This window comes from Rhodopseudomonas palustris BisB18 (assembly GCF_000013745.1).
GTDB lineage: Bacteria > Pseudomonadota > Alphaproteobacteria > Rhizobiales > Xanthobacteraceae > Rhodopseudomonas_A > Rhodopseudomonas_A palustris_F.
On the sequence record NC_007925.1, the window covers coordinates 4,020,068 to 4,040,179 of the forward strand.

At 63.3% G+C, this 20,112-nt stretch carries 19 protein-coding genes and 1 tRNA gene; 13 read left to right on the forward strand and 7 right to left on the reverse strand.

Annotation, left to right across the window (positions count from 1 at the left end; all coding sequences use genetic code 11):
• Nucleotides 1-80 precede the first annotated feature (80 nt).
• Nucleotides 81-893 carry an AraC family transcriptional regulator gene (locus RPC_RS18115; protein ID WP_049766128.1) on the reverse strand — a complete coding sequence of 271 codons (813 nt, stop codon included), beginning with the start codon at nucleotides 891-893 and terminating at the stop codon, nucleotides 81-83.
• Nucleotides 894-1,995: 1,102 nt separating this feature from the next.
• On the opposite strand from RPC_RS18115, the gene RPC_RS18120 reads away from it, so the two are divergent.
• The 7 genes from RPC_RS18120 to RPC_RS18150 all read left to right on the forward strand — a co-directional run bounded on the left by RPC_RS18120 (nucleotide 1,996) and on the right by RPC_RS18150 (nucleotide 7,976).
• Nucleotides 1,996-2,310: a hypothetical protein gene (locus RPC_RS18120; protein ID WP_011474034.1), complete on the forward strand. Its 315-nt coding sequence runs from the start codon at nucleotides 1,996-1,998 to the stop codon at nucleotides 2,308-2,310.
• Nucleotides 2,311-2,738: 428 nt separating this feature from the next.
• A complete protein-coding gene (locus RPC_RS26320; RefSeq protein WP_011474035.1) occupies nucleotides 2,739-3,092 on the forward strand; it encodes a hypothetical protein in 354 nt (117 codons plus the stop codon).
• A gap of 34 nt (nucleotides 3,093-3,126) precedes the next feature.
• Nucleotides 3,127-3,342 carry a hypothetical protein gene (locus tag RPC_RS18130; protein ID WP_011474036.1) on the forward strand — a complete coding sequence of 72 codons (216 nt, stop codon included), beginning with the start codon at nucleotides 3,127-3,129 and terminating at the stop codon, nucleotides 3,340-3,342.
• 29 nt (nucleotides 3,343-3,371) lie between these two features.
• Nucleotides 3,372-3,890 carry a hypothetical protein gene (locus RPC_RS18135; RefSeq protein ID WP_011474037.1) on the forward strand — a complete coding sequence of 173 codons (519 nt, stop codon included), beginning with the start codon at nucleotides 3,372-3,374 and terminating at the stop codon, nucleotides 3,888-3,890.
• A 19-nt stretch (nucleotides 3,891-3,909) separates the two neighbouring features.
• Nucleotides 3,910-6,105 (forward strand): heavy metal translocating P-type ATPase, encoded by a 2,196-nt coding sequence (locus tag RPC_RS18140; RefSeq protein ID WP_011474038.1) that lies wholly within the window; start codon nucleotides 3,910-3,912, stop codon nucleotides 6,103-6,105.
• The gene (locus tag RPC_RS26890; RefSeq protein ID WP_415914739.1) at nucleotides 6,053-6,589 is read left to right on the forward strand and encodes a hypothetical protein; all 537 of its coding nucleotides are present in this window, start codon (nucleotides 6,053-6,055) and stop codon (nucleotides 6,587-6,589) included. Before RPC_RS18140 ends, RPC_RS26890 begins: the two co-directional genes overlap by 53 nt.
• A gap of 478 nt (nucleotides 6,590-7,067) precedes the next feature.
• Complete coding sequence (locus RPC_RS18150) at nucleotides 7,068-7,976, forward strand: hypothetical protein (RefSeq protein ID WP_415914740.1); 909 nt, start codon at nucleotides 7,068-7,070, stop codon at nucleotides 7,974-7,976.
• Between the two features lie 72 nt (nucleotides 7,977-8,048).
• Here the strand turns inward: RPC_RS18150 and RPC_RS18155 are convergent.
• A tRNA-Gly gene (locus RPC_RS18155) sits at nucleotides 8,049-8,122 on the reverse strand.
• 308 nt (nucleotides 8,123-8,430) lie between these two features.
• On the opposite strand from RPC_RS18155, the gene RPC_RS18160 reads away from it, so the two are divergent.
• The 6 genes from RPC_RS18160 (at nucleotide 8,431) to RPC_RS18185 (ending at nucleotide 15,288) form a co-directional block, all read left to right on the forward strand.
• Complete coding sequence (locus RPC_RS18160; RefSeq protein WP_011474040.1) at nucleotides 8,431-8,736, forward strand: SemiSWEET family sugar transporter; 306 nt, start codon at nucleotides 8,431-8,433, stop codon at nucleotides 8,734-8,736.
• 41 nt (nucleotides 8,737-8,777) lie between these two features.
• Nucleotides 8,778-9,287 (forward strand): ferritin-like domain-containing protein, encoded by a 510-nt coding sequence (locus RPC_RS18165; protein WP_011474041.1) that lies wholly within the window; start codon nucleotides 8,778-8,780, stop codon nucleotides 9,285-9,287.
• A 14-nt stretch (nucleotides 9,288-9,301) separates the two neighbouring features.
• Nucleotides 9,302-9,859: a DUF4142 domain-containing protein gene (locus tag RPC_RS18170; protein WP_011474042.1), complete on the forward strand. Its 558-nt coding sequence runs from the start codon at nucleotides 9,302-9,304 to the stop codon at nucleotides 9,857-9,859.
• Nucleotides 9,860-9,964: 105 nt separating this feature from the next.
• A complete protein-coding gene (locus RPC_RS18175; RefSeq protein ID WP_011474043.1) occupies nucleotides 9,965-12,082 on the forward strand; it encodes a catalase in 2,118 nt (705 codons plus the stop codon).
• Nucleotides 12,083-12,236: 154 nt separating this feature from the next.
• Nucleotides 12,237-14,342 carry a glycogen debranching protein GlgX gene (gene glgX / locus RPC_RS18180; RefSeq protein WP_011474044.1) on the forward strand — a complete coding sequence of 702 codons (2,106 nt, stop codon included), beginning with the start codon at nucleotides 12,237-12,239 and terminating at the stop codon, nucleotides 14,340-14,342.
• Between the two features lie 112 nt (nucleotides 14,343-14,454).
• Nucleotides 14,455-15,288, forward strand: a complete 834-nt coding sequence (locus RPC_RS18185) for a transglutaminase-like domain-containing protein (protein ID WP_011474045.1) — start codon at nucleotides 14,455-14,457, stop codon at nucleotides 15,286-15,288.
• Nucleotides 15,289-15,556: 268 nt separating this feature from the next.
• Here the strand turns inward: RPC_RS18185 and RPC_RS18190 are convergent, their stop codons facing one another.
• The 5 genes from RPC_RS18190 to RPC_RS18210 form a co-directional block, all read right to left on the reverse strand.
• The gene (locus RPC_RS18190) at nucleotides 15,557-15,772 is read right to left on the reverse strand and encodes a hypothetical protein (RefSeq protein ID WP_011474046.1); all 216 of its coding nucleotides are present in this window, start codon (nucleotides 15,770-15,772) and stop codon (nucleotides 15,557-15,559) included.
• A gap of 133 nt (nucleotides 15,773-15,905) precedes the next feature.
• Nucleotides 15,906-17,240, reverse strand: a complete 1,335-nt coding sequence (locus RPC_RS18195; protein WP_011474047.1) for a carbohydrate porin — start codon at nucleotides 17,238-17,240, stop codon at nucleotides 15,906-15,908.
• A 203-nt stretch (nucleotides 17,241-17,443) separates the two neighbouring features.
• The gene (locus RPC_RS18200) at nucleotides 17,444-18,868 is read right to left on the reverse strand and encodes a 4Fe-4S binding protein (protein ID WP_011474048.1); all 1,425 of its coding nucleotides are present in this window, start codon (nucleotides 18,866-18,868) and stop codon (nucleotides 17,444-17,446) included.
• On the reverse strand, nucleotides 18,865-19,704 hold the full coding sequence (locus RPC_RS18205) for an FTR1 family iron permease (protein WP_011474049.1): 840 nt from the start codon (nucleotides 19,702-19,704) through the stop codon (nucleotides 18,865-18,867). The genes RPC_RS18200 and RPC_RS18205 overlap by 4 nt, the downstream gene beginning before the upstream one ends.
• 15 nt (nucleotides 19,705-19,719) lie before the next feature.
• Complete coding sequence (locus tag RPC_RS18210) at nucleotides 19,720-20,028, reverse strand: cupredoxin domain-containing protein (protein ID WP_415914848.1); 309 nt, start codon at nucleotides 20,026-20,028, stop codon at nucleotides 19,720-19,722.
• Nucleotides 20,029-20,112: the final 84 nt, after the last annotated feature.

Below are 20,112 nucleotides of genomic sequence, written 5' to 3' on the forward strand. Positions count from 1 at the left end.
TGGCGAAGGCTTTCGTTTGCCGAACTCTGGCTTTCGACGCAGTTTAGTGGCGTTAAAAACTGGGGCGATGAATTCACCGGCTAACGCAGGCGGCTCGGCGACACGCCGAATCGCTTGCGGAACACGGTGGCAAAATGCGCGGCGCCATAGCCGACGTGATAAGCGGCTTGCGAGACGCTCATCTCGCCGGACGAAATCAGCTTGTAGGCTTGCTCGAGTCGATATTCCTGCAGGAAGCCGTAGGCGGTGGCGCGATACATCCGCCGGAAGCCGAGATTGAGCTTGCGCACATTGAGGCCGGTCTTTTGCGCCAGCAGTTCGAGGCTGGGCGGATTCCGCATCGAGGCGACCAGCAGGTCCCGCGCCTGGCGGATGCGATCGACATCCTTCGAGGAGAACTGGTGGCCGTCGCCGTCGTCGGCTTCGGAGATGCAGGACGACAGCGCCAGCGCAACCAGTTGCATCGCCTTACCGCCGATATACAACTCGCGCTCGACGCCGCGAATCGGGCAATTCATGATCTGGGTCGCCAGCGCCTGCAATTCGTTGCCCGCCGAACTGGACAGCAGCACCGCGCCGGCCGCGCCACGGCAGGTCGCCCGCAGCGGCGAGCGATCGAACGCCGCCGCGATCTCGGTGCCGAGCAGCTTCTCGTCGAGCTGCACGATGACATAGCGCACCGGCACATCGGCCGCGAACACCTGGTCGCGCTGGCCGCCGCCGCAGCTTCTGATCATCAGCACCGCGGGGCCGCAGATCTCGCGCTCGCCGCCATCGCCGATCCGGATCCGCAACCGCCCGCTGAGCAGCATCACGGTCTTCACGCCGGCGACCAATTCGGCATTCACCCGTTTCGGCTGATCGAACTGGGTGATGCCGGCCGATACGACCATCGCACCGGAGAACAGCGGAAACCTTTCGCCCTCTCGTTGCAAGGATGACCGTATCGTTGTGCTGGCGCGACTTGTCATCCACTCCTGCACTGGCCAGGGGCGGACCCGAAAGCCTCGACGTTGCCGGCTCGAGATTGAGACATCGGGGACGATCGACCCTCTCGATGCGGCGACCAGCCTAACTTTGCCGATGCAGCCCGGCAAGCCGCGCCGCCCGATCTAGACTACATTCGTTCCAAAAGCGCCCGTTGCCGCCTCACGCCACGATCGAAGTGATGTCGCTCAATCGGATCACGACATCGGCTCGAACAGCAGCGAGACACACCGTTCGCTGTACACCGCCAGCCGGACGCGTGACTTGCATGAGCCGAGCCGCGCCCCTCGCCGCTCGTGGACACCGCACTTCGACGGCGAGCGCAACGCCAACTCGGGTATTGATTGCGATCGGGGAATATTCCTCAATGCTGAGTTTTCGCTGCCTGTTAGGGCCTCTCGGACAGCACCATGCAACTTGATAGATCGGATGATGTTACTAGCATTCGCTAACCGCGGCGGGTGCCGCGATTACTCTTTTATAATCGATATAAACCACCTTTTCATCGGGTGCGAAGGCGCTTGATTCCAGCCTATTATGACATATTTCTCTCTCCAATTGGCTGCAGGCATCGCGGTGACGGTCGCTTGGAGGTGGCATGTTCGATAGTGCAACGACAAACTTGCTGCGAGCCGTCCTGGACGACGTTTGCGCAGAGATTCCACGATCTGAGACCAACGTCCGGACTCACGTCGCCGCCAAACTTCTTGAATGTGCCGGCAACGGTGAACGGTCGATCGAAGTTCTTCGGACCGCGGGCAAGCAAGCCCTCGGACGATTTCAACGATATTGAGCTGTTCGACGCCGATAGGGGCGACATGATCCCGTAGTCCACGCGGATCGCGCCAGACACGCAGCTTGTACTTGTCGCCTCCCTTCGGCTGCACGTTCTGAGCTCCCGTCGACGCTTCGAGAGCTTCTAAGCCGTCGTCGACCTCTCCACATTGAGTAGCAAGAGATAACTGATAGATTGTCAGCCAACCCACCGATCTAGGAGAGGCGTCGTCAATGCTCGCACAGCAAATTGATTCAACCGGATTGATCGAGCAGAGCGCTCAAGATCAGGTGAACCGAGTGGTGATGGCTACTTTCTGCCGCACGCTGAACAGCACCCGCCTGCCGCCGGTCGCGGTGTTGCGCATGATCGCCGGCGCGCTCGGCAAGACATATGCCGATGTTGCCGCCACCCACCAGCAGGGGCGGTGCAGCTGCGGATGGCAGCCGTCGCCGGTGTTGGATGTCGATTCGCTGCGCTCTGCCCTTGCCTATGCGGTGGTCTGCGAAGAAGACCTCGTATCAATGCATCCTGTCGGCCGCGCCTGACCTCGTCGAGCTGCGCACCGGGCATTTCAGCTTGCGCCGCCGGCGCATAGAATGCCGGCGGCAGATGACGCATTGCCGCACACACCAATCCGCATCCGGCTAGCCGATTGAATTCGAGTTAGAATAACTCAAATGAAGCTCCGCACTCGGTTGATCGCGTCGCGCCAGAGCGATATCGCTGGTCCTCAATTGAGGGATCGGCGCGCTGATATCAGCGATCAGGATCGGTCGACGCGATCATCTAGGAGATCATGTGAGAGGCTTGGAGTTAGCAATGCCAGGACGTGAGCGTCGCGCGGTTGGCGCGATCGCCGATCGAGACCCCGCCGGCGCGATAGGCTCAATGGCTGCCGTTCCGGCGTGGCAATTCCAGCCAACCTGCATCGCGCGCGGGCGTGATGAGCACGTCGGCGTAGATACTTTGCATCATGCCAGCTGACCCCATCGCCGCCGATCGAGCCCGCGCCGACATCCCTGCCCCCGATAGCGCCCTGATCCTGGCCGCTGCGCGGCATTGTTGGATCGTCCATCATGTCCCTGGCCGGATCCGGCTACGCTTCGATCTATCTGCTCTGGCAACGTTGCTGCACGACCGCACAGCGACGCTCGAGACGGCGCTGCGTCGGGTGCGCGGCATCACCGGCACCGAGATCAATCTCGCGGCCTGCAGCCTGATCGTGCATTACGCCACAAAGACGTTGCCACCCGCCAGCTGGGACCGGCTGCTGGAGGGCTCGCCCGCATCCGCCGCGCTTTTGGCGCAGCTCCTCGCATCCGATTGACCCGTTCAACCTTTCGCAATCCCGGAGATAGTCAATGTCCGACGATCACGTGCTTCCTCCGCCGTTCGACGCAATGCTGCGCGGCCTGCTGTCCGGCAATGTCGACCAGACCTCGCTGCTACGCATGCCAAATCTCGGCAATCGCAGCTTCTGGGTCGGCGCGGCGATCGGCGCCGGGGCGGTGCTGCTGCTGAACTCGCAGCCCGCCAGTGCCAAGCCCGCGCGCCGCAAGCCGGCGGCCGAGGACTAACAATTCCACGACAATCAGGACATCGCACCATGTCGGACCACAATGAACACGCCGCGGCGGCGCAAGGCCAGCCGCAACCAGGCTTCGCTCCCGCCTGGCCCTACCCGCCCACGGGATATCCGCAGCCTGGCCCGGCCCCCGGCGCCTGGGCGCCGCCGCCCTGGGCCGGCGCCGCGCCGTATCCGCCCTATCCTCATCCGCAGCATTTCCATGGCGGCTACGGCCACCCGCACCCCGGCTACGTGGCTGGACCGTGGTGGGTGCCGCCTCCGGCGGCAGCCGCGCCCGAGTTGAAGGTCGGGCCGGCCAGCAATCAGCATCACGCCCAACATCACGACCTGATCGCCGGCGTGGTGGTGGGCGCCGCCGCTGCCTATCTGCTGAGCAACGAAAAAATACAAAGCACCGTGATCCGTACTGCTGTTTCGCTCTGGGCCACGGTCCAGGGCGGCCTTGAGGAAGTCAAAGAGCGGATCCGCGACGCGGAAGCCGAGGTGACCGCGGCAAAGGCCGCTGCGGAAGACGGCGCCGGTGCAAAGCCGGAGTAACGCGGCGCAGAGGCAATTCGTGGTCGTTCACGAATTGCCGCGCCGTCTGCGCCTTCGAACCTCCGCGCACGCGCTCAACGGTGGTGGCGGCCAGCTCGCCGCCGATCTCGGCGCGCTTCCGGGCGTCCGTTCAGTACGGATCAATACCCGCGCCCGTTGCGCGGTGGTGAGCTACGACGGGCGCGCCGCAACGCGCGCGCAAATTCTCGACGGTCTGACCTCATGGCAGCCCCGCGACGCTGCGGCGCCGCCGGCCGAGCATGACGCCGACGATGCACCATCGAGCGGCCGCCTCGCGTTGGCCGCTCTGGCTGCGCTCGGCGCCATCGTTTTGCCGGCGCCGCTGCGGCTGATCCTCACACTCGCCAGCACCGCGCCGACGCTGGCCAAGGGCGGCTGGACGCTGGCGACGCGCGGCGTCAAGGTGCAGGTGCTCGACGCGGTGTCGATCGGCGTCGCGGTGCTACGCCGAGAGTATTTTACCGCCAGCGCCGCGCAATTCCTGATCGAACTCTCGGAGTACATCGAAGCCTCCACGGGGCGGCGCTCCGACGAATTGATCGGCAAATTGCTGCGGCCGAATCCGACATCGGCAATGGTCGAACGCAACGGCGTCGTCGCCGCGATCCCGTTCGCCGAATTGCTCGCCGGCGACCGCGTCCACGTCAATGCCGGCGAATTGGTGCCGGCGGACGGCACCGTCGCCGATGGCGGCGCCACGGTGAACCAGTCCTCGGTCACCGGCGAGAGCCTGCCGATCCCCAAGGAGGCCGGCGATCCGGTGCTGTCCGGCACGGTACTGGAAGAAGGCCGGCTGGTGTTCATCGCCGAACGCGTCGGCGACGCCACCACCACGGCGCGGATTTCGCATTTCATCCGCGAGGCGCTGGCACGGCGCGGCACCACGCAGCGGCTGGCGGAAACCCTCGCCGACCGCCGGGTCTGGATCAGCCTCGGCTCCGGCGCCGCGGTCTACGCGCTGACCCGCGACGCCCGCCGGCTGGAATCCATGTTCCTGGTCGACTATTCTTGCGCCATCAAGCTCGGCTCTGCGGTCACAGTGAAAGCCGCGCTATACGGCTGCGCGCGCCGCGGAATCCTGGTCAAAGGCGGCGGCGCGCTGGAGACGCTGGCTGACATCGACACCATGGTGTTCGACAAAACTGGCACGCTGTCGCATGGCGAGCTGGAAGTCACCGATACGCTGACCTTCGATCCGCAGCTTTGGCCCCGCGCGCGCTTCCTCGCCACCATCGCCTCGGTCGAGGAGCACTCCACCCATCCGGTCGCCAAGGCGGTGGTCAAGCTCGCCCGCGCCGAGGCCATGGCTCATATCGGCCACGAGGAGGTCGACTTCTTCATCGGCCATGGCCTCTCCACCCGAATCGACGATGGACTGCTGCGGATCGGCAGCCGGCACTATCTGGTCGACCATGAGCAGGTGCAGCTGGAGCCTTACGACTCCGCGCTGGCCGCATTGGAACAGGACGGCAAGACGCTGCTGCACGTTGCGCTCGACGGCAAACCGCTCGGTGTCATCGCGCTGCGCGACCGGCCGCGCGACGAAGCCGCGGCAACCTTACGCAAGCTGCGCGGGCTCGGCATTCGCCGGCTGGTGATGGTGACCGGCGATCAGCGGCAGGCGGCGCTACGCGTCGCCAACGGGCTCGACCTCGACGAGGTGATCTACGAGGCCGATCCGGAGCGCAAGGCAGCGGTGCTGCGCGATCTCAAACAGGGCGGCCACCGCGTCGCCTTTGTCGGCGACGGCGTCAATGACGGGCCGGCGCTGATGACCGCCGACATCGGCATCGCGATGCCGCAGGCCGCCGACATCGCCCGCGCCACCGCCGACGTGGTGCTGCTCGACGATCGGCTCGACGCGCTGCCCGACGCAGTCGCCGCGTCGCGCAGCGCGGTGGCGCGGATCCAGCGCGGCTTCAAGACCGCGATCGGCGTCAACACCGCGATCATGGCCGGCGCGTCGTTCGGATGGTTACCGCCGGTGCTGTCGTCGTTGCTGCACAACGGCACCACGATTGGCATCCTGCTTGATGCCGTCGCCGCGGCGGATGTCAGACGCGCTAATCGAAAGGCTGTCGTGCGGATCGCGCCGGTCGGTTGCCCACCGCCAGTGGCGCAGGCTGATCGGCGTCGGACGGGTGAAGGCGCCGACTTTGGCGATCGAGTGCGGGCGCGAACTGGAAATCAGTAATTTCGTTCCCCTCGCCTATTTCGAAATTGTCGCCACCGTCCAAGTTGCCGGCGGGCAATTCCAGATCCGGCACGCGCCTCGGGAGCGAATTGCGAAGCGCGAGGATGCAGAGGTCGTCGCTATAGTGCACACACGACCCCCGTCTAACCATTTGACATTCAATAGCTTTCTAACCCGATCCATCACTGACCGACGAGTACCACTCGACCAGAACGGCGGCGCCTTTTGCGGCCCTCCGTCGATCGTGACGTTGCCGCCGCCAGGGGACCCGCTCCCTGTACATCTTGGGGACAAACCCAGCGTTGGCCGAACCGATCCCGCCATCTATTCGCCAGTCCCGCCGAAACTCGCATATTTGTCCATAACTTCTTCCAATAGTCGGTGTTTCCATCTTTCATATCGGCACGTTCTCAGTCCGAGCGATACTGCGTGCCAAACATGCCAAGAGCCAAGTTCACCGAAGCTGACATCAAACGTGCCGTGAAGGGCGTCATGGAGGGTGGAGGTACGGTCACGAGCGTTGATATCTGGCCCGATGGGCGCATATCCGTCACAGTTAAGAAGGAAGAGAGCAGTTTGATAGACCCAGAAGATGATCCGGAGGTCTCAAGGAGGCTGCTTTGATACGGAGACGTTCGGCACTCCCCCTGCCCCGCTATACGCTCCACAAGCGTCTTAAGACCGGCTGGGGCTATTTTTTCAACGTGCCAAGTTGGGCTCGCAAACAGGGGTGCCCTCTGGAGAACGAACCGCTTGGGACCGATTACGACGTAGCCGTGCTACGCGCTGAGAAGGTCCTATTGCCCGCGTTCGATAGTTGGCGCACCGGTGGCGATGATGCCATTTCTAAAGGTGTCGGCGTCGTAATCGGAACGTTAGATTGGATGTTTCATGAGTACCGCCGAAGTTGGTCACAGAAGACCGCGAAGCGACTGCAGGCTCTAAGCCCTGGACAGTGCCGCGTGCACGAAACCGGTATAAAGATGATCTGTGAGTACGTCTTGCAGGACGGCAGACGTCTCGGCACTCGCCGGCTATCGAGCATCGACACGGCGTTCACCGACGATCTATTTGAAAAGCTGCTCTATAAGAATGTAAATGGCGAGAAGATCGAACGCCGTACCACGGTCAACCACGCCATGAAGACCGCGCGCAGCGCTTGGAATACAGTATCTCGGGCAAATCCCGGGCTATTTCCGCCGAAGAATCCTTTCGAAAAGATGGGCCTGCAATCGACCTCCCGCGAAACGCCGCATGCCACCTTTGAAGAACTGGCGTTGTTCCGTGCCAAAGCGATTGAAATGGGTTATCCCTCGCTCGCGACAGGCGTCTTAATTGGTTGGGAATTGCTTCAACGCAAAGCCCATATCTTCATTCGTTTTGTGACTGATCACTACCGACCGCCAAACCGGCCGAACCATGTCTATGTGATCAACTACAAGACCAGCACTGGCTCGTGGGAGCCATTGTTGAACGCCAAAGGAAAGCCGCTCTATCCTTTACTGATGACCGAGCTCGACGCAATCAAGGCCAAGCGCCCAACGGGTGGTCTGATGCTGCGTCGCGATGTCAACGGCCTGCCCTGGGGCGGCAAAGGCGAGATGCTGACGCAGGTTGAGCGCGTCTCGAAGAAAATTATCCTAGCGGCTAGCCTGCGCAGCGAACTTACATTCACATCGTTCGGACGGCACGGAGGCACCACTGAAGCAAGCACGTCCGGATTGACCGAGACACAGTTGATGCAGAAAGGACAGTGGTCCTCGACGACCGCTATGGCTCATTATCTCCATGACGATGACGAGGCCAAGCAGGACGCCCAAATGAAGAGAATTAGGCGGCGCGCCAGACAGGCAAAACTGGTCGAAAAGTGAACATTTGTCAGAATGACAAGGCCTGTCTTGTCAGAATGAAGCAGAAGAAACAAGCTAACCCATTGAAATCATTGGAGCGGGTGAAGGGAATCGAACCCTCGTATTCAGCTTGGAAGGCTGCTGCTCTACCATTGAGCTACACCCGCGTCGGGCGTTGACCTAACACGGCATCCGGGCCGGCTCAACACCCCGCGCCGCGCCGTCGCCGGAAAATCGCCCCTCCCGCCCCGCCGCCGGAAACTCGCCCGCGCCGCGGCCGGCCGGTGAACGTCCGCGCCGGCGCCGCGGCCAGCACCGCTCTCGCGAACGACCCGATCCGTTAGGAACATTTGTCGGCGCTTGCGATTGGTCCGGCCGAACCGGAGACCTCAGAGATGCACGCCCGCTCGCGCCTAAGATCGGCGCTCGCGACTGCCGCGGATCGACGCGTCCGTGCCGCAGGTGATCGTCGGCGATGAACGACCATTTGTCGTGGATCGGGATCGCCGCAGCCGCACTGACCTCCCTCTCCTATCTGCCTCAGGTCCGCAAGGCCTGGCCGCGCGGGTCGACCACCGACCTATCGCTGCGCATGCTGATCGTGCTGACCGCCGGTCTCGCGCTGTGGACGGTCTACGGTCTACTGAAATCCGACTACGTGATCGTCGTCGCCAACGGGGTCGGCGGCGCGCTGTCGTCCAGCGTGCTGGGCTGCAAAACGCGCGACCTTTTTGCCGCCAGGCAAGGCCGCCGGCCCGGGAACCTAACCGACTTCACGTAGTTGGGATGCATCGCGGACGTGGCTGCACCCCGGAGACGATGATGGGCTTCTTCAGCAAAGACATTCAATCGATGGACGACCTCCTGCTGCACGGATTGCAGGACATCTATTACGCCGAGCAGCAGATCACCAAGGCGCTGCCGACGATGATCGAACAGGCGACCAATCGCGACCTCGCGCAAGGGCTGAAAAGTCATCTCGAGGAAACCAACAAGCAGATCGAGCGGCTCGACCAGGTGTTCAAGAAGCTCGGCCAGACCCCTTCGGGCACCGACTGCCCGGCAATCGACGGACTGATCAAGGAGTCCAACGAAACCGCGGGCGAGATCGCCGACAAATCGGTGCTCGACGCCGCGATCATCGCCAACGCGCAGGCCGTCGAACACTACGAAATCGCCCGCTACGGCACCCTGATCGCGTGGGCCGAAGAGCTCGGCCACGACGACATCGTCCGATTCCTCACCACCAATCTGAACGAGGAAAAGGCCGCCAATACCAAGCTCAACACCGTGGCGCTCCGCAAGGGCGTCAATCGCAAAGCTGCAAGCTGAAAGGATCAACTCCGATGAAGAAGCATTTGACCGTTCTGGCCACCTGCCTGCTGTTCGCCACCCCGGCGCTGGCGCAGTCGGTCGGCGAGAAGACCGGCGTGAACTCCACGCTCGGCATCGCGCCCGCCACCCAGGACTTCGTTACCCAGGCGGCGATCAGCGATCTGTTCGAGACCGGCTCCGCCAAATTGGCGCTGGCCAACGGCAACGACGCGGTGAAGAAGTTCGCCAATCAGATGATCGAAGATCACTCCAAGACTTCGGCCGAGCTGAAGCGGCTCGCCACCGGAACGCTCAAGGCGGAGCTGCCGAGCCAACTCGACAGCGCGCATCAGAGCAAGCTCGACAAGCTGAATCAGGCCCGCGGCGAGGAATTTTCCACGCTGTATGCCTCCCAGCAGGTCGACGCTCATAAGGACGCGGTGAATCTGTTCGAGCGTTATTCGAAGGGCGGCGACAACGCCGAGTTGAAGAATTGGGCCGGCAAGACCCTGCCCACCCTGCAGCATCATTTGGAGATGGCGCAAAAGCTCGACGATTCCCGCTCCGGCACTACCGTCGGCAAGAAGTAATCACTCCCGGCTCGGCGTGCATCGCCGAGCCGTTTCGTTACGCTGCCCGGCGGCGCCCGCCGCCGGGATCCCTCGCCCGGTTTTTCTGAACAGGACCTCCGCCTGATGGCCAAGACCTCGAAGCGCTCGGCTGAACGTTCCTCCACGGTGCACGACCAGAAGCTCTCACGCGGCGAAGGCGGCGAGCTGCATCAGACCGCCGAGGATCTCGGCCTCGACGTGCTGACCACCGCGCAAGGCGGCCCGGTCTCGGACGATCAAAACTCGCTGAAGATCGGCCCGCGCGGCCCGACGCTGATCGAGGACTTCCATTTCCGCGAAAAGATCTTCCACTTCGACCACGAGCGGATTCCGGAGCGCGTGGTGCACGCCCGCGGCTACGGCGCGCACGGCTTCTTCGAGACCACCAAGTCGCTGGCGAAATACACCCGCGCCGACCTGTTCCAGCGTGAAGGCGAACGCACCCCGGCCTTCGTGCGGTTCTCCACCGTTGCCGGCAGCAAGGGATCGTTCGACCTCGCACGCGACGTCCGCGGCTTCGCGGTCAAGCTCTACACCCAGGAAGGCAATTGGGACCTGGTCGGCAACAACATCCCGGTGTTCTTCATCCAAGACGCCATCAAATTTCCCGACGTGATCCACGCCGTCAAGGAGGATCCGGACAGCGCCATCCCGCAGGCGCAATCGGCGCACGATACGTTCTGGGATTTCATCAGCCTGACCCCGGAAAGCATGCATATGATCATGTGGGTGATGTCGGACCGGGCGATCCCGCGCTCGTTCCGCTTCATGGAAGGGTTCGGCGTCCACACCTTCCGGCTGGTCAACGCCAAGAACGAATCCACCTTCGTGAAATTCCACTGGAAGCCGAAGCTTGGCCTGCAGTCGGTGCTGTGGAACGAAGCGGTGAAGATCAACGGCGCCGATCCGGATTTCCATCGCCGCGATCTGTGGACCGCGATCCAGTCAGGCAACTTCCCGGAATGGGAGCTGCAGGTGCAATTGTTCGACCAGGCGTTTGCCGACAGCTTCGATTTCGACATTCTCGATCCCACCAAGATCATCCCGGAAGAGATCTTGCCGCCGATCGCGGTCGGCCGCCTGGTGCTCGACCGCATGCCGGATAATTTCTTCGCCGAGACCGAGCAGGTCGCGTTCATGACGCAAAACGTGCCGCCCGGCATCGACTTCTCCAACGATCCGTTGCTGCAGGGCCGTAACTTCTCCTATCTCGACACCCAGCTGAAGCGGCTCGGTAGCCCGAACTTCACCCATCTGCCGATCAATGCGCCGAAGTGCCCGTTCGCGCATTTCCAGCAGGACGGCCACATGGCGATGCGCAACCCGGTCGGTCGCATCAACTACCAGCCGAACTCGTTCGGCGAAGGCCCGCGGGAATCCCCAACCCGCGGCTTCGTGCCGTTCGCCGAGGCCGAGGAAGGCGCCAAGGCCCACCTCCGCGCCGAGAGCTTCGCCGATCACTACAGCCAGGCGCGGCAGTTCTACATCAGCCAGACCCGCGGCGAACAGCATCACATCGCCGCCGCCATCACCTTCGAGCTCAGCAAATGCAAGCTGCCGGTGATCCGCGAACGCGTGGTGTCGCATCTTTTGAACATCGAGGAAGGCCTGGCCAACAAGGTGGCCGCGGCGCTCGGCATCAAGACCATGCCGAAGCCAGCCGACGCCGCGGTGCCGACGCGGCAGGATCTGCCGCCGTCGCCGTCGCTGTCGATCGTCGAACGCGGGCCGAAGCGCTTCGAAGGCCGCAAGCTCGGCATCCTGATCACCGACGGCACCGACGCCGCGGTGCTGAAGGCGCTACAAACCGCGATCACCAAGGCCAGCGCAGTGGTCGAACTGATCGCGCCGAAGGTCGGCGGCGTCACCTTGAGCGACGGCAGCTTCATCGCCGCCGACCAGATGATCGACGGCGGGCCCTCGGTGCTGTATGACGCAGTGGCGCTTCTGCCGTCGGAGGCAGAAATCGATGCGCTGCTGTCGGAAGCGACCGCGCGCGACTTCGTCGCCGATGCGTTCGCGCATTGCAAGTTCATCGGCTACGTCGCCGCCGCCGAGCCGCTGCTCGCCAAGGCCGCGGTGCTCGACAGTCTCGACGAGGGCTGCGTCAAGCTCGCCAGCGCCAAGGATGCCACCAGCTTCGTCGGCGAACTCGGGCAACTGCGGATCTGGGCCCGCGAACCGAGCGTCAAGATGAACTGATCGCGCGCGATTAGGATGATTGTCCGCCGGCACGCTACACAGCTTGCCGGCGGTTTTTCGAGCACCATTCTCCAGACTTATCTGCAATGACTTGGCAGCGTCACGACGCCGGTGCAGCATCGACGACGTATGACATCGACGAATCGAGGACGACGTGAGCAAACAAACTGTCGGCGAAGGCCTTCCCTTCCCGCTGGGTGCCAGTTGGGACGGCAAGGGAACGAATTTCGCGCTGTTCTCGGCGCATGCCACCAAGGTGGAGATCTGCCTATTCGACGGCGATCAGGAACGCCGCTACGAACTGCCGGAATATACCGACGAGATCTTCCACGGCTATCTGCCCGACGTCGGCCCCGGTTGCTTCTATGGCTACCGGGTCTACGGCCCTTACGAGCCGGAAAACGGCCACCGCTTCAACCCAAACAAGCTGTTGCTCGACCCTTACGCCCGCGCCCATGCCGGCGAGATGAAATGGGATCCGGCGGTGTTCGGCTACACGATGGAAAGCGGCGACGACCGCACCTTCGACACCCGCGACAGCGCGCCGTTCGTGCCGAAATGCGTGGTGGTCGATCCGAATTACGACTGGAAGGGTGAGCCCGGCCGACGCAATACGCCGTGGGATCAGACCGTGATCTACGAGGCCCACGTCAAGGGCTTCACGAAGCTGCATCCCGACGTCCCCGAGCATCTGCGCGGCACCTATGCGGGCTTCGGCAGCCAGCCGATCATCGATCACATCGCTTCGTTGGGCGTCAGCGCGGTCGAGCTGTTGCCGATCCACACCTTCATCAACGACGATAATCTGCTCGACAAGGGGCTGACCAATTATTGGGGCTACAACACCATCGGCTTCTTCGCCCCCGACCCGCGCTACGCCTCCGACGTGCCCAACAGCCTGCGCGAATTCAAGGAGATGGTGGCGCGGCTGCATAGCGGCGGCCTCGAGGTGATCCTCGACGTGGTCTATAACCACACCGCCGAGGGCAGCGAGCTTGGCCCGACGCTGTCGTTCAAGGGCATCGACAACGCCAGCTACTATCGGCTTCTGCCGGACAAGAAGCGCTACTACATCAACGACACCGGCACCGGCAACACCGTCAACCTGTCGAATCCGCGGGTAATCCAGATGGTCGCCGACTCGTTGCGCTACTGGTCGAACGAGATGCACATCGACGGCTTCCGCTTCGACCTCGGCACCATTCTGGCCCGCGAGGTCTACGGCTTCGACGAGCAGAGCGGATTTCTCAAGGCAGTCGATCAGGATCCGGTGCTGACCTCGGTCAAGCTGATCGCCGAACCCTGGGACATCGGCCCCGGCGGCTACCAGGTCGGCGGCTTCCCGCCGGGCTGGGCGGAATGGAACGACAAATTCCGCGACACCGCGCGCGATTTCTGGCGCGGCGAAGCCGACGTCGCGACGCTGGTGCCGCGGCTGTCGGGCTCGGGCGATCTGTTCAACCATCAGGGCCGTCGCGCCTGGGCCAGCATCAACTTCGTCACCGCGCACGACGGCTTCACGCTGAACGATTGGGCGAGCTACAACGACAAGCACAACGAGGCCAATGGCGAGGAGAATCGCGACGGCTCGTCGTCGAACCGCTCCTGGAACTGCGGCGTCGAAGGCCCGACCGAGGACAAGGACATCCTGGCGCTACGCGAACGCCAGAAGCGCAACATGCTCGGCACGCTGCTGCTGTCGCAGGGCACGCCGATGTTGCTGGCGGGCGACGAATTCGCCCGCACCCAACACGGCAACAACAATGCCTATTGCCAGGACAGCGAGATCTCATGGATCGATTGGAACTTGGGCGACGACGCCAAGGATCTGTTGAGCTTCACCAAGCGGTTGATCGAGCTGCGCAAGGCCTATCCGACGCTGCGCCGCAGCCGGTTCCTGACCGGCCAGCACGATCCGCAACTCGACGTCTGCGACGTGATCTGGATCAACGCCAATGGTGCGCCGATGCAGGACGAGCAGTGGCAAGACACCACGATGAAGAGCTTCGGAATGCTGCTCGACGGCCGCGCGCAAAAGACCGGCATCCGCAAGCACGGCGAGGACGAGACCGTGCTGTTGGTGATGAATTCGTTCGACGGCGTGGTAGACTTCATCCTGCCGGAGACGCCGCATGGCAGCAAATGGGCGCTGCTGATCGACAGCAACATTCCCGACGGCGCGCCGGGCGCGGAATTTCCGTGCGGGGCGATGTATCAGGTCACCGGGCGTTCGCTGCTGCTGTTCACGCTCGGCATGTGAGGGGCCGGGTTGCCGCAAATTTCGGCAGCCTTATCAACGCCAAAGCAGGAACCAACCACAGCCCTTCGGGCTTGTCGCGGCAACATTTGCCGTGGCAAGAGCGGAGATTCCAGTGCAGATTCGGGCAGGCTACAACATCGCGTTCCATTGCTTCCACGACACGCCGATGAACCTGATGCTCAGCGTGCATCCGTCGCGGATGCAGCACATCGTCGGCGAGCATCGCATCCGCTTCTCGCCGCAGCTGGACAGCCGCGACACGATCGACATGTTCGGCAATGTCTGCACCCGCGTCGTGGCGCCTCCCGGCAAGATCGAGATCAGCAACGATTTCCTGATCGAGGATTCCGGCCTGCCGGACCCGGTGGCCGCCGGTGCACGGCAGCTTCCCGTCGCCGAACTGCCGGACGATGCGTTGATCTACCTGCTCGGCAGCCGCTATTGCGACACCGACAGAATGTCCAACCTCGCTTGGTCGCTGTTCGGCGGCATCACCTCGGGTTGGGAGCGCGTGCAGGCGATCGTCGACTACGTGCACAATCGGATCTCGTTCGGCTATCACCACGCCCGCTCCGATCGCACCGCTTCGGAAGGCCACGCCGAGCGCGTCGGCGTGTGCCGCGACTTCGCGCATCTGGCGGTGACGCTGTGCCGTTGCATGAACATCCCGACGCGCTATTGCACCGGTTATCTCGGCGACATCGGCGTGCCGGCGGACCCTGCGCCGATGGATTTCAGCGCCTGGTTCGAGGTCTATCTGGACGGCCAGTGGTACACCTTCGACGCCCGCCACAACCATCCGCGGATCGGACGAATCGTGATCGCGCGCGGCCGCGATGCCGCCGACGTGGCGATCTCCACCAGCTTCGGCTTCGCGCAGCTGGTGAGGTTCGAAGTGATCACCCATGAGGTGAAGCAGGACCAGCAATTGTCCCGCGTGGCGTGACGCGAGCGACAATTGCAAACGTAAAGGGCGAGGCCCACGGCTCGCCCTTTTCTGGCCTTCGATGATGTGGTCGAATTTCCTGCCACCACGAAGTTCGATCATGTCGACGCATTCAACCGAAACAAGCCGTCATCCCGGATTGCGAGTTCGCCAGAACGAGCAAGTCCGGGATCCATAACCCCTGCAGGGGCTATGGATCCCGGGCTCACTCGCAGCTTCGCTGCTCGCGCCCCGGGATGACAGCTCACTGCTGATTGGCCTAGAAGAACTAATTGCTCGCCACGCCGAGCGCCGAGCCCCCGGCCTCGTCGCGGCCCGGTACGGTGACCCGCACCTCATGACCGAACTTGATGGCATTCGAGGCCGCGGCGCAGGCGGCCTCAAAAGCCGCCTCCTTGCTGACGTAGTCGCCTTCCGGCTCGCCGTCGTGCAACACCGCCCAGTGCTTCTCCTGGCCGACGATATCGTAATAGGCTTTTCCCATGATCACCTCCGACAGGCATAATCGCCGGTCGCAATGATCGTTCCGGGCCGTCCTCGTGGCTTCGGCAGCGCTCCCGAAAGCAAAACGGCGGAGGTTGCCCCCCGCCGTTGCATCTTGCCGTCTGAATGATGGATCAGAACGTGATCGTGGTCCGGACGCCGAACACATAGGCGTCGTCGACCACCGAGCCGTCGTCGCGGAGTGCGCCGCCCGCCGGCTTGGCGATGTATTGGAAGTCCGGCTGCACGGTCCACCACGGATTGACCTGGGCGATGTAGCTGACCTCGAGCACGGTTTCGCCGGTACGCCGCAAAGCGGAGTTGTCGAAGCTGTAAGCAGCCGCCTCCCTGCTGATTTTGGAATGCGCCACACCGATGGTCAGAGTGTCGGCCTCGCGCCCCGGGACGAAGCCTTTGAAGCCGACGCCGCCGTCGATGTACCAAGAAACCACATTGCGATCGGACGGCGTCCAGCCGCCGCGGACAAAGATGCTGGTGCTGGCGTCCTTGCCGCGCCACAGCATCTGGTCGACCACGCCGTACATGCCCCAGTCGGTGCTGCGATTGCTCTGATAGTATTGATCAAGGAAGCGATCGCCGGTGTGATACCAGGCACCGACTTTATAGGAGCCGGCCAACCCGGTGGCATCCTTGTCCTGGTTGAAATTGTACTGCGCCTCGCCGAGCCAGAACGCGCCGCCGTCGAGACTGAAAGTGGTGCCGAAACGGTTGCAATCGCGCTGCTGGTTGCCGCTGGTGCAATTCTTGCCCGCCGGATCGCCGGCGAACACCGCGCCGAGCAGCGAGATGTTCTCGGTCGGATTGACCTGCAGCCGCACGCCAGGCGTGGCCAACGGATACGCCGGGCCACCGCTCGGAAGGTTCGCCGCCATGATCGCGGCCCAGCCGAAGGTGCCGTTGATCAGGCCGCCCGCGGTGGTGCTGACCAGAAATTCGTCGTCGCCGGCGAGTTGGCCGAGGCGGATCGAGCCCCAAGTACCGAACTCCTGCTGGAACCAGGCGGTGAACAGCCGGGTGGTGCCGTAGGCATCGATGTTGCTGGGATCGGCGATCGAGCCGACATAGTTGGCGGCGTTCTGGCCCTGCGCGCTGTGGATCTGGAAGGCGCGGACATGGGTCTTGGCGCCGGCCCAGCCGACCAGCTTCTCCAGGTCGGTGTTGATGGTGACGTCGAGACGGCCCTCATAGGTGGCATGGGTGCCGCCGGCGGGCTTGGCGCCGCCCGAGATGCCGAGCACTTCGCCGATATAGACAACGCCGATCTCGATGCCCTTGTCTTCCAGCGCGGTGCGGGCGCCGCCCCAGGTGCCGGTGAGCTTGTCGCGCTCTTCCAGGCTCTTCTCTTGCGCGCTGGCGGTGACCAGGCCGCCGGCCAGCAAACCGGTCGCCAACAATGCCGTGGCACAAGCGCGCGGCGTGGTGAAATTTCTATGTCGCGTGTAGCTCATTCTGTCCCCCAATCGATGATCGACGCGTACCAGACGGGCCCCGCAGCGTCAAAGCCTAACCTACTGATTATACAAGCCTTTAGAGTACTTCTAGGTGGTAATTTCGCACCGCGATACGACCATGGTCGCACGACGAACGGCGCACCGTTGCTGCTTTCAGAAGCATCAGCGTAGCTACTCAACTCATTCGATATGCGAAAAACTCAGAAACGCCAAAACAAGGTGGCCCAGACCGCGCCGCTGACGGCGACGGCCACACCAAGCGGCAGCATCGCCGCGACGCGGCGAATCATCACGCCACTGTAGAGCGCCGAGATCTGCCAACCTAGCCAGATCGACCACGACGCCGCACCGATCAGCAGTGCCGCGCGTAGCGGCTCGACGAAGCCGAATACGATGCCGTCGTTGCGCAGCAACGATACCGTGGTCATCGACAGCCCGAGAAACACCCCGCAGGCGGCCAGCGGAATGAAGCTCTGCACCAGGTGGTGGAAGCGCGCGGCCGACCAGCGGCCGAGCAGACGGGTCGCCAGCGCCGCGCAGGCCGCCACCAGGCCGCCGACGCACACCGCCATCCCCACCAAGTAGCCGACCAGCACCGCGCCATCGAGCAGCGACATCGAATCGTTGAGATCCGGATAATCGGTCAGGATCCACCACGGCGCGGTCCATTCCAGCGGCCACATCACGCCGTATTCGACCAGAAATTCAGCGATGGTCTGCTTGATGGCGATGAAATAGGCGCTGCTGGTCCAATGGAATGCCGCGGCGGCGACGCCGAGCAGCCCGAACAGAATCAGCATGGTTTCAACCGGGCGCGGATCGGCGCCGGCGACGTGGACGATCTCGTGATTCGGCGAGCGTCGTGCCAGGGTCACCGCGCCGCGATAGCCGCTGCAGCGGCCGCACATATGGCACGAGCTGCCGCCCTTCATGGTGCGGATCGGCACCAGCGGCGCGCAATTGACCACTTGCGGGGCGCTGCGCGCATGCGGCTTTTTCCAATTGTCCCAGGCGCGGGTATCGACCCGGAAATGCACCGGGGCGAGCTTCGACAGCACCTTGAACACCCCGCTCACCGGACACAGGAAGCGGCACCACACCCGCTTGTTGCGTCCCCATAGCGCCGCGGTGGCGATCGCCGCCACCGTCGAGAAGCCGAGAATCACTAGCGCCGGCTTGGGATATTGATAGACGCTGACCATCTGGCCGTAGATCGTGGTGGCGGCGAAGGCGACGAACGGCCAGCCTTTCCAGCGCACCCAGCGCGGGATCGCCAGACCCCGACTATGCCGGCTCATCGTCTCGGTCATCGAGCCTTCCGGACACAGCACGCCGCACCACATCCGGCCGACCAGCACCGTGCTCAAGAGCACGAACGGCCACCACAGCCCCCAGAACACGAACTGCGCGAACAGCGTCACATTGGTCCAGATATGCGCCGCGCCGCCGGGCAACGGCAGCAGCGTCGGAATGATCAGCAACCCCAGATAGACGACCACGACGCCCCATTGCGTGGCACGGATGCCGCGCTGGTTACGCATCAGCCAGTCGCCGATCTCGTGAAGCGCCGCATCGATGCGACCTTCGGAGCGGCTCAGGGCCAATGTGTCGCCGGGTTCCCTCATGCGGTTTTCGCCTGCGGTCGGGGCCAGAACAACGCCCAATAGATCAATCCCCAATACACCGCATAAACCAGCACCTGCATCAGGTCGGGGCGTGCCCGGTAGCCGGTCAAAGCGCCGATCAGCCCGCCGATCGGGCCGGAATCCGGCAGGATCGCCGAAGAGTCCCACAGCCGGCGCGACAGCGTCGGCAGAAAGCCGAGATCGATCAGATTGTCCACCCCGGTCACCAGCAGCGACGCCGCCAGGAACAGCAGCAGGATCTCGGTGATGCCGAAGAACGTTCTCCATGACATGATCCGGCTTCCGACCTGCAGCAGATAATACGTCGCTATTGCAAGAACGAAGCCAATGATCGCGACCAGCAACGGCGCCGCGAACTCGCCGGTCCGCGCCGCGGCCAGCGTCCCATAAAGAAACACCACGGTTTCGCTGCCCTCGCGGGCGACCGCGATCAGCGCCAGCACGAACACGCCCCACCAGTTGGAGCGATCGGCGGCGCTTTGCAGCGAGGTTTCGATGTCGCGCTTCAGGGTGCGGCCATGGCGGCGCATCCAGAACACCATCTGCACGATCAAGGCGGCGGCGATCAGCACGGCGCCGGTCTGATAGGCGCGCTGCGCTTCGTCGGGGAGCGTCTCGCCGAACAGCACCAGCACCACGCCGAACACCACCGACAGCAACAACCCGGCGGCGACGCCGCTCCACAGATAAATCTTGCCGCGCGCGGCATCGACCTGCTGCCGGGTCAGCCAGGCATTGAGAATCCCGATCACCAGCAGAGCCTCGACGCTCTCCCGCCAGATCACGAAGGCCACGTTGCCGAGTTGTCCGCCCAAAAGCCCGCTCCGTCCTTATTTAGCGACCAGGACGGCCGGTGGCGCATCCAGATGGAAGTCGTCGAAAAAATCATACTCGCCGGGATCCAGCGTGCGGATCACCAGCGTCGAACTGGCGCCCGGCGCCAACACCTTCTCCTTGCGCAGCTCCTTGCTCTCGAACTCGGCCGGCTCCTGGCCGAGATTGTGCAGTTCCAGCTTGAACCGGGTGTTGGCCGGCACTTCGATCCGGGACGGCGTCACCTTGCCGTCACGAAACTCGATGCGGAACGACGGTTCGTCGTCGGCCCGCGCGCCCGACGCGCCGATCAGCGGCAGCAGCATGGCCGCCGCCAGCAAAAATACCGGACGGCGCGTCGCGCGCGCCGTCCGGCTGATGATGCAGAAAAGATTCATCTATTCAGAACC

Excerpts from the sequence above, each read along its gene's own strand:
- RPC_RS18115 (WP_049766128.1), bottom strand. The coding sequence starts at position 893 with ATGGTCGTATCGGCCGGCATCACCCAGTTCGATCAGCCGAAACGGGTG.
- RPC_RS18190 (WP_011474046.1), bottom strand. The coding sequence starts at position 15,772 with ATGGGAAAAGCCTATTACGATATCGTCGGCCAGGAGAAGCACTGGGCG.
- RPC_RS18195 (WP_011474047.1), bottom strand. The coding sequence starts at position 17,240 with ATGAGCTACACGCGACATAGAAATTTCACCACGCCGCGCGCTTGTGCC.
- RPC_RS18160 (WP_011474040.1), top strand. The coding sequence starts at position 8,431 with ATGAACGACCATTTGTCGTGGATCGGGATCGCCGCAGCCGCACTGACC.
- RPC_RS18200 (WP_011474048.1), bottom strand. The coding sequence starts at position 18,868 with ATGAGGGAACCCGGCGACACATTGGCCCTGAGCCGCTCCGAAGGTCGC.
- RPC_RS18165 (WP_011474041.1), top strand. The coding sequence starts at position 8,778 with ATGGGCTTCTTCAGCAAAGACATTCAATCGATGGACGACCTCCTGCTG.
- RPC_RS18175 (WP_011474043.1), top strand. The coding sequence starts at position 9,965 with ATGGCCAAGACCTCGAAGCGCTCGGCTGAACGTTCCTCCACGGTGCAC.
- RPC_RS18120 (WP_011474034.1), top strand. The coding sequence starts at position 1,996 with ATGCTCGCACAGCAAATTGATTCAACCGGATTGATCGAGCAGAGCGCT.
- RPC_RS18170 (WP_011474042.1), top strand. The coding sequence starts at position 9,302 with ATGAAGAAGCATTTGACCGTTCTGGCCACCTGCCTGCTGTTCGCCACC.
- RPC_RS26320 (WP_011474035.1), top strand. The coding sequence starts at position 2,739 with ATGCCAGCTGACCCCATCGCCGCCGATCGAGCCCGCGCCGACATCCCT.
- RPC_RS18130 (WP_011474036.1), top strand. The coding sequence starts at position 3,127 with ATGTCCGACGATCACGTGCTTCCTCCGCCGTTCGACGCAATGCTGCGC.
- RPC_RS18210 (WP_415914848.1), bottom strand. The coding sequence starts at position 20,028 with ATGCTGCTGCCGCTGATCGGCGCGTCGGGCGCGCGGGCCGACGACGAA.
- RPC_RS18135 (WP_011474037.1), top strand. The coding sequence starts at position 3,372 with ATGTCGGACCACAATGAACACGCCGCGGCGGCGCAAGGCCAGCCGCAA.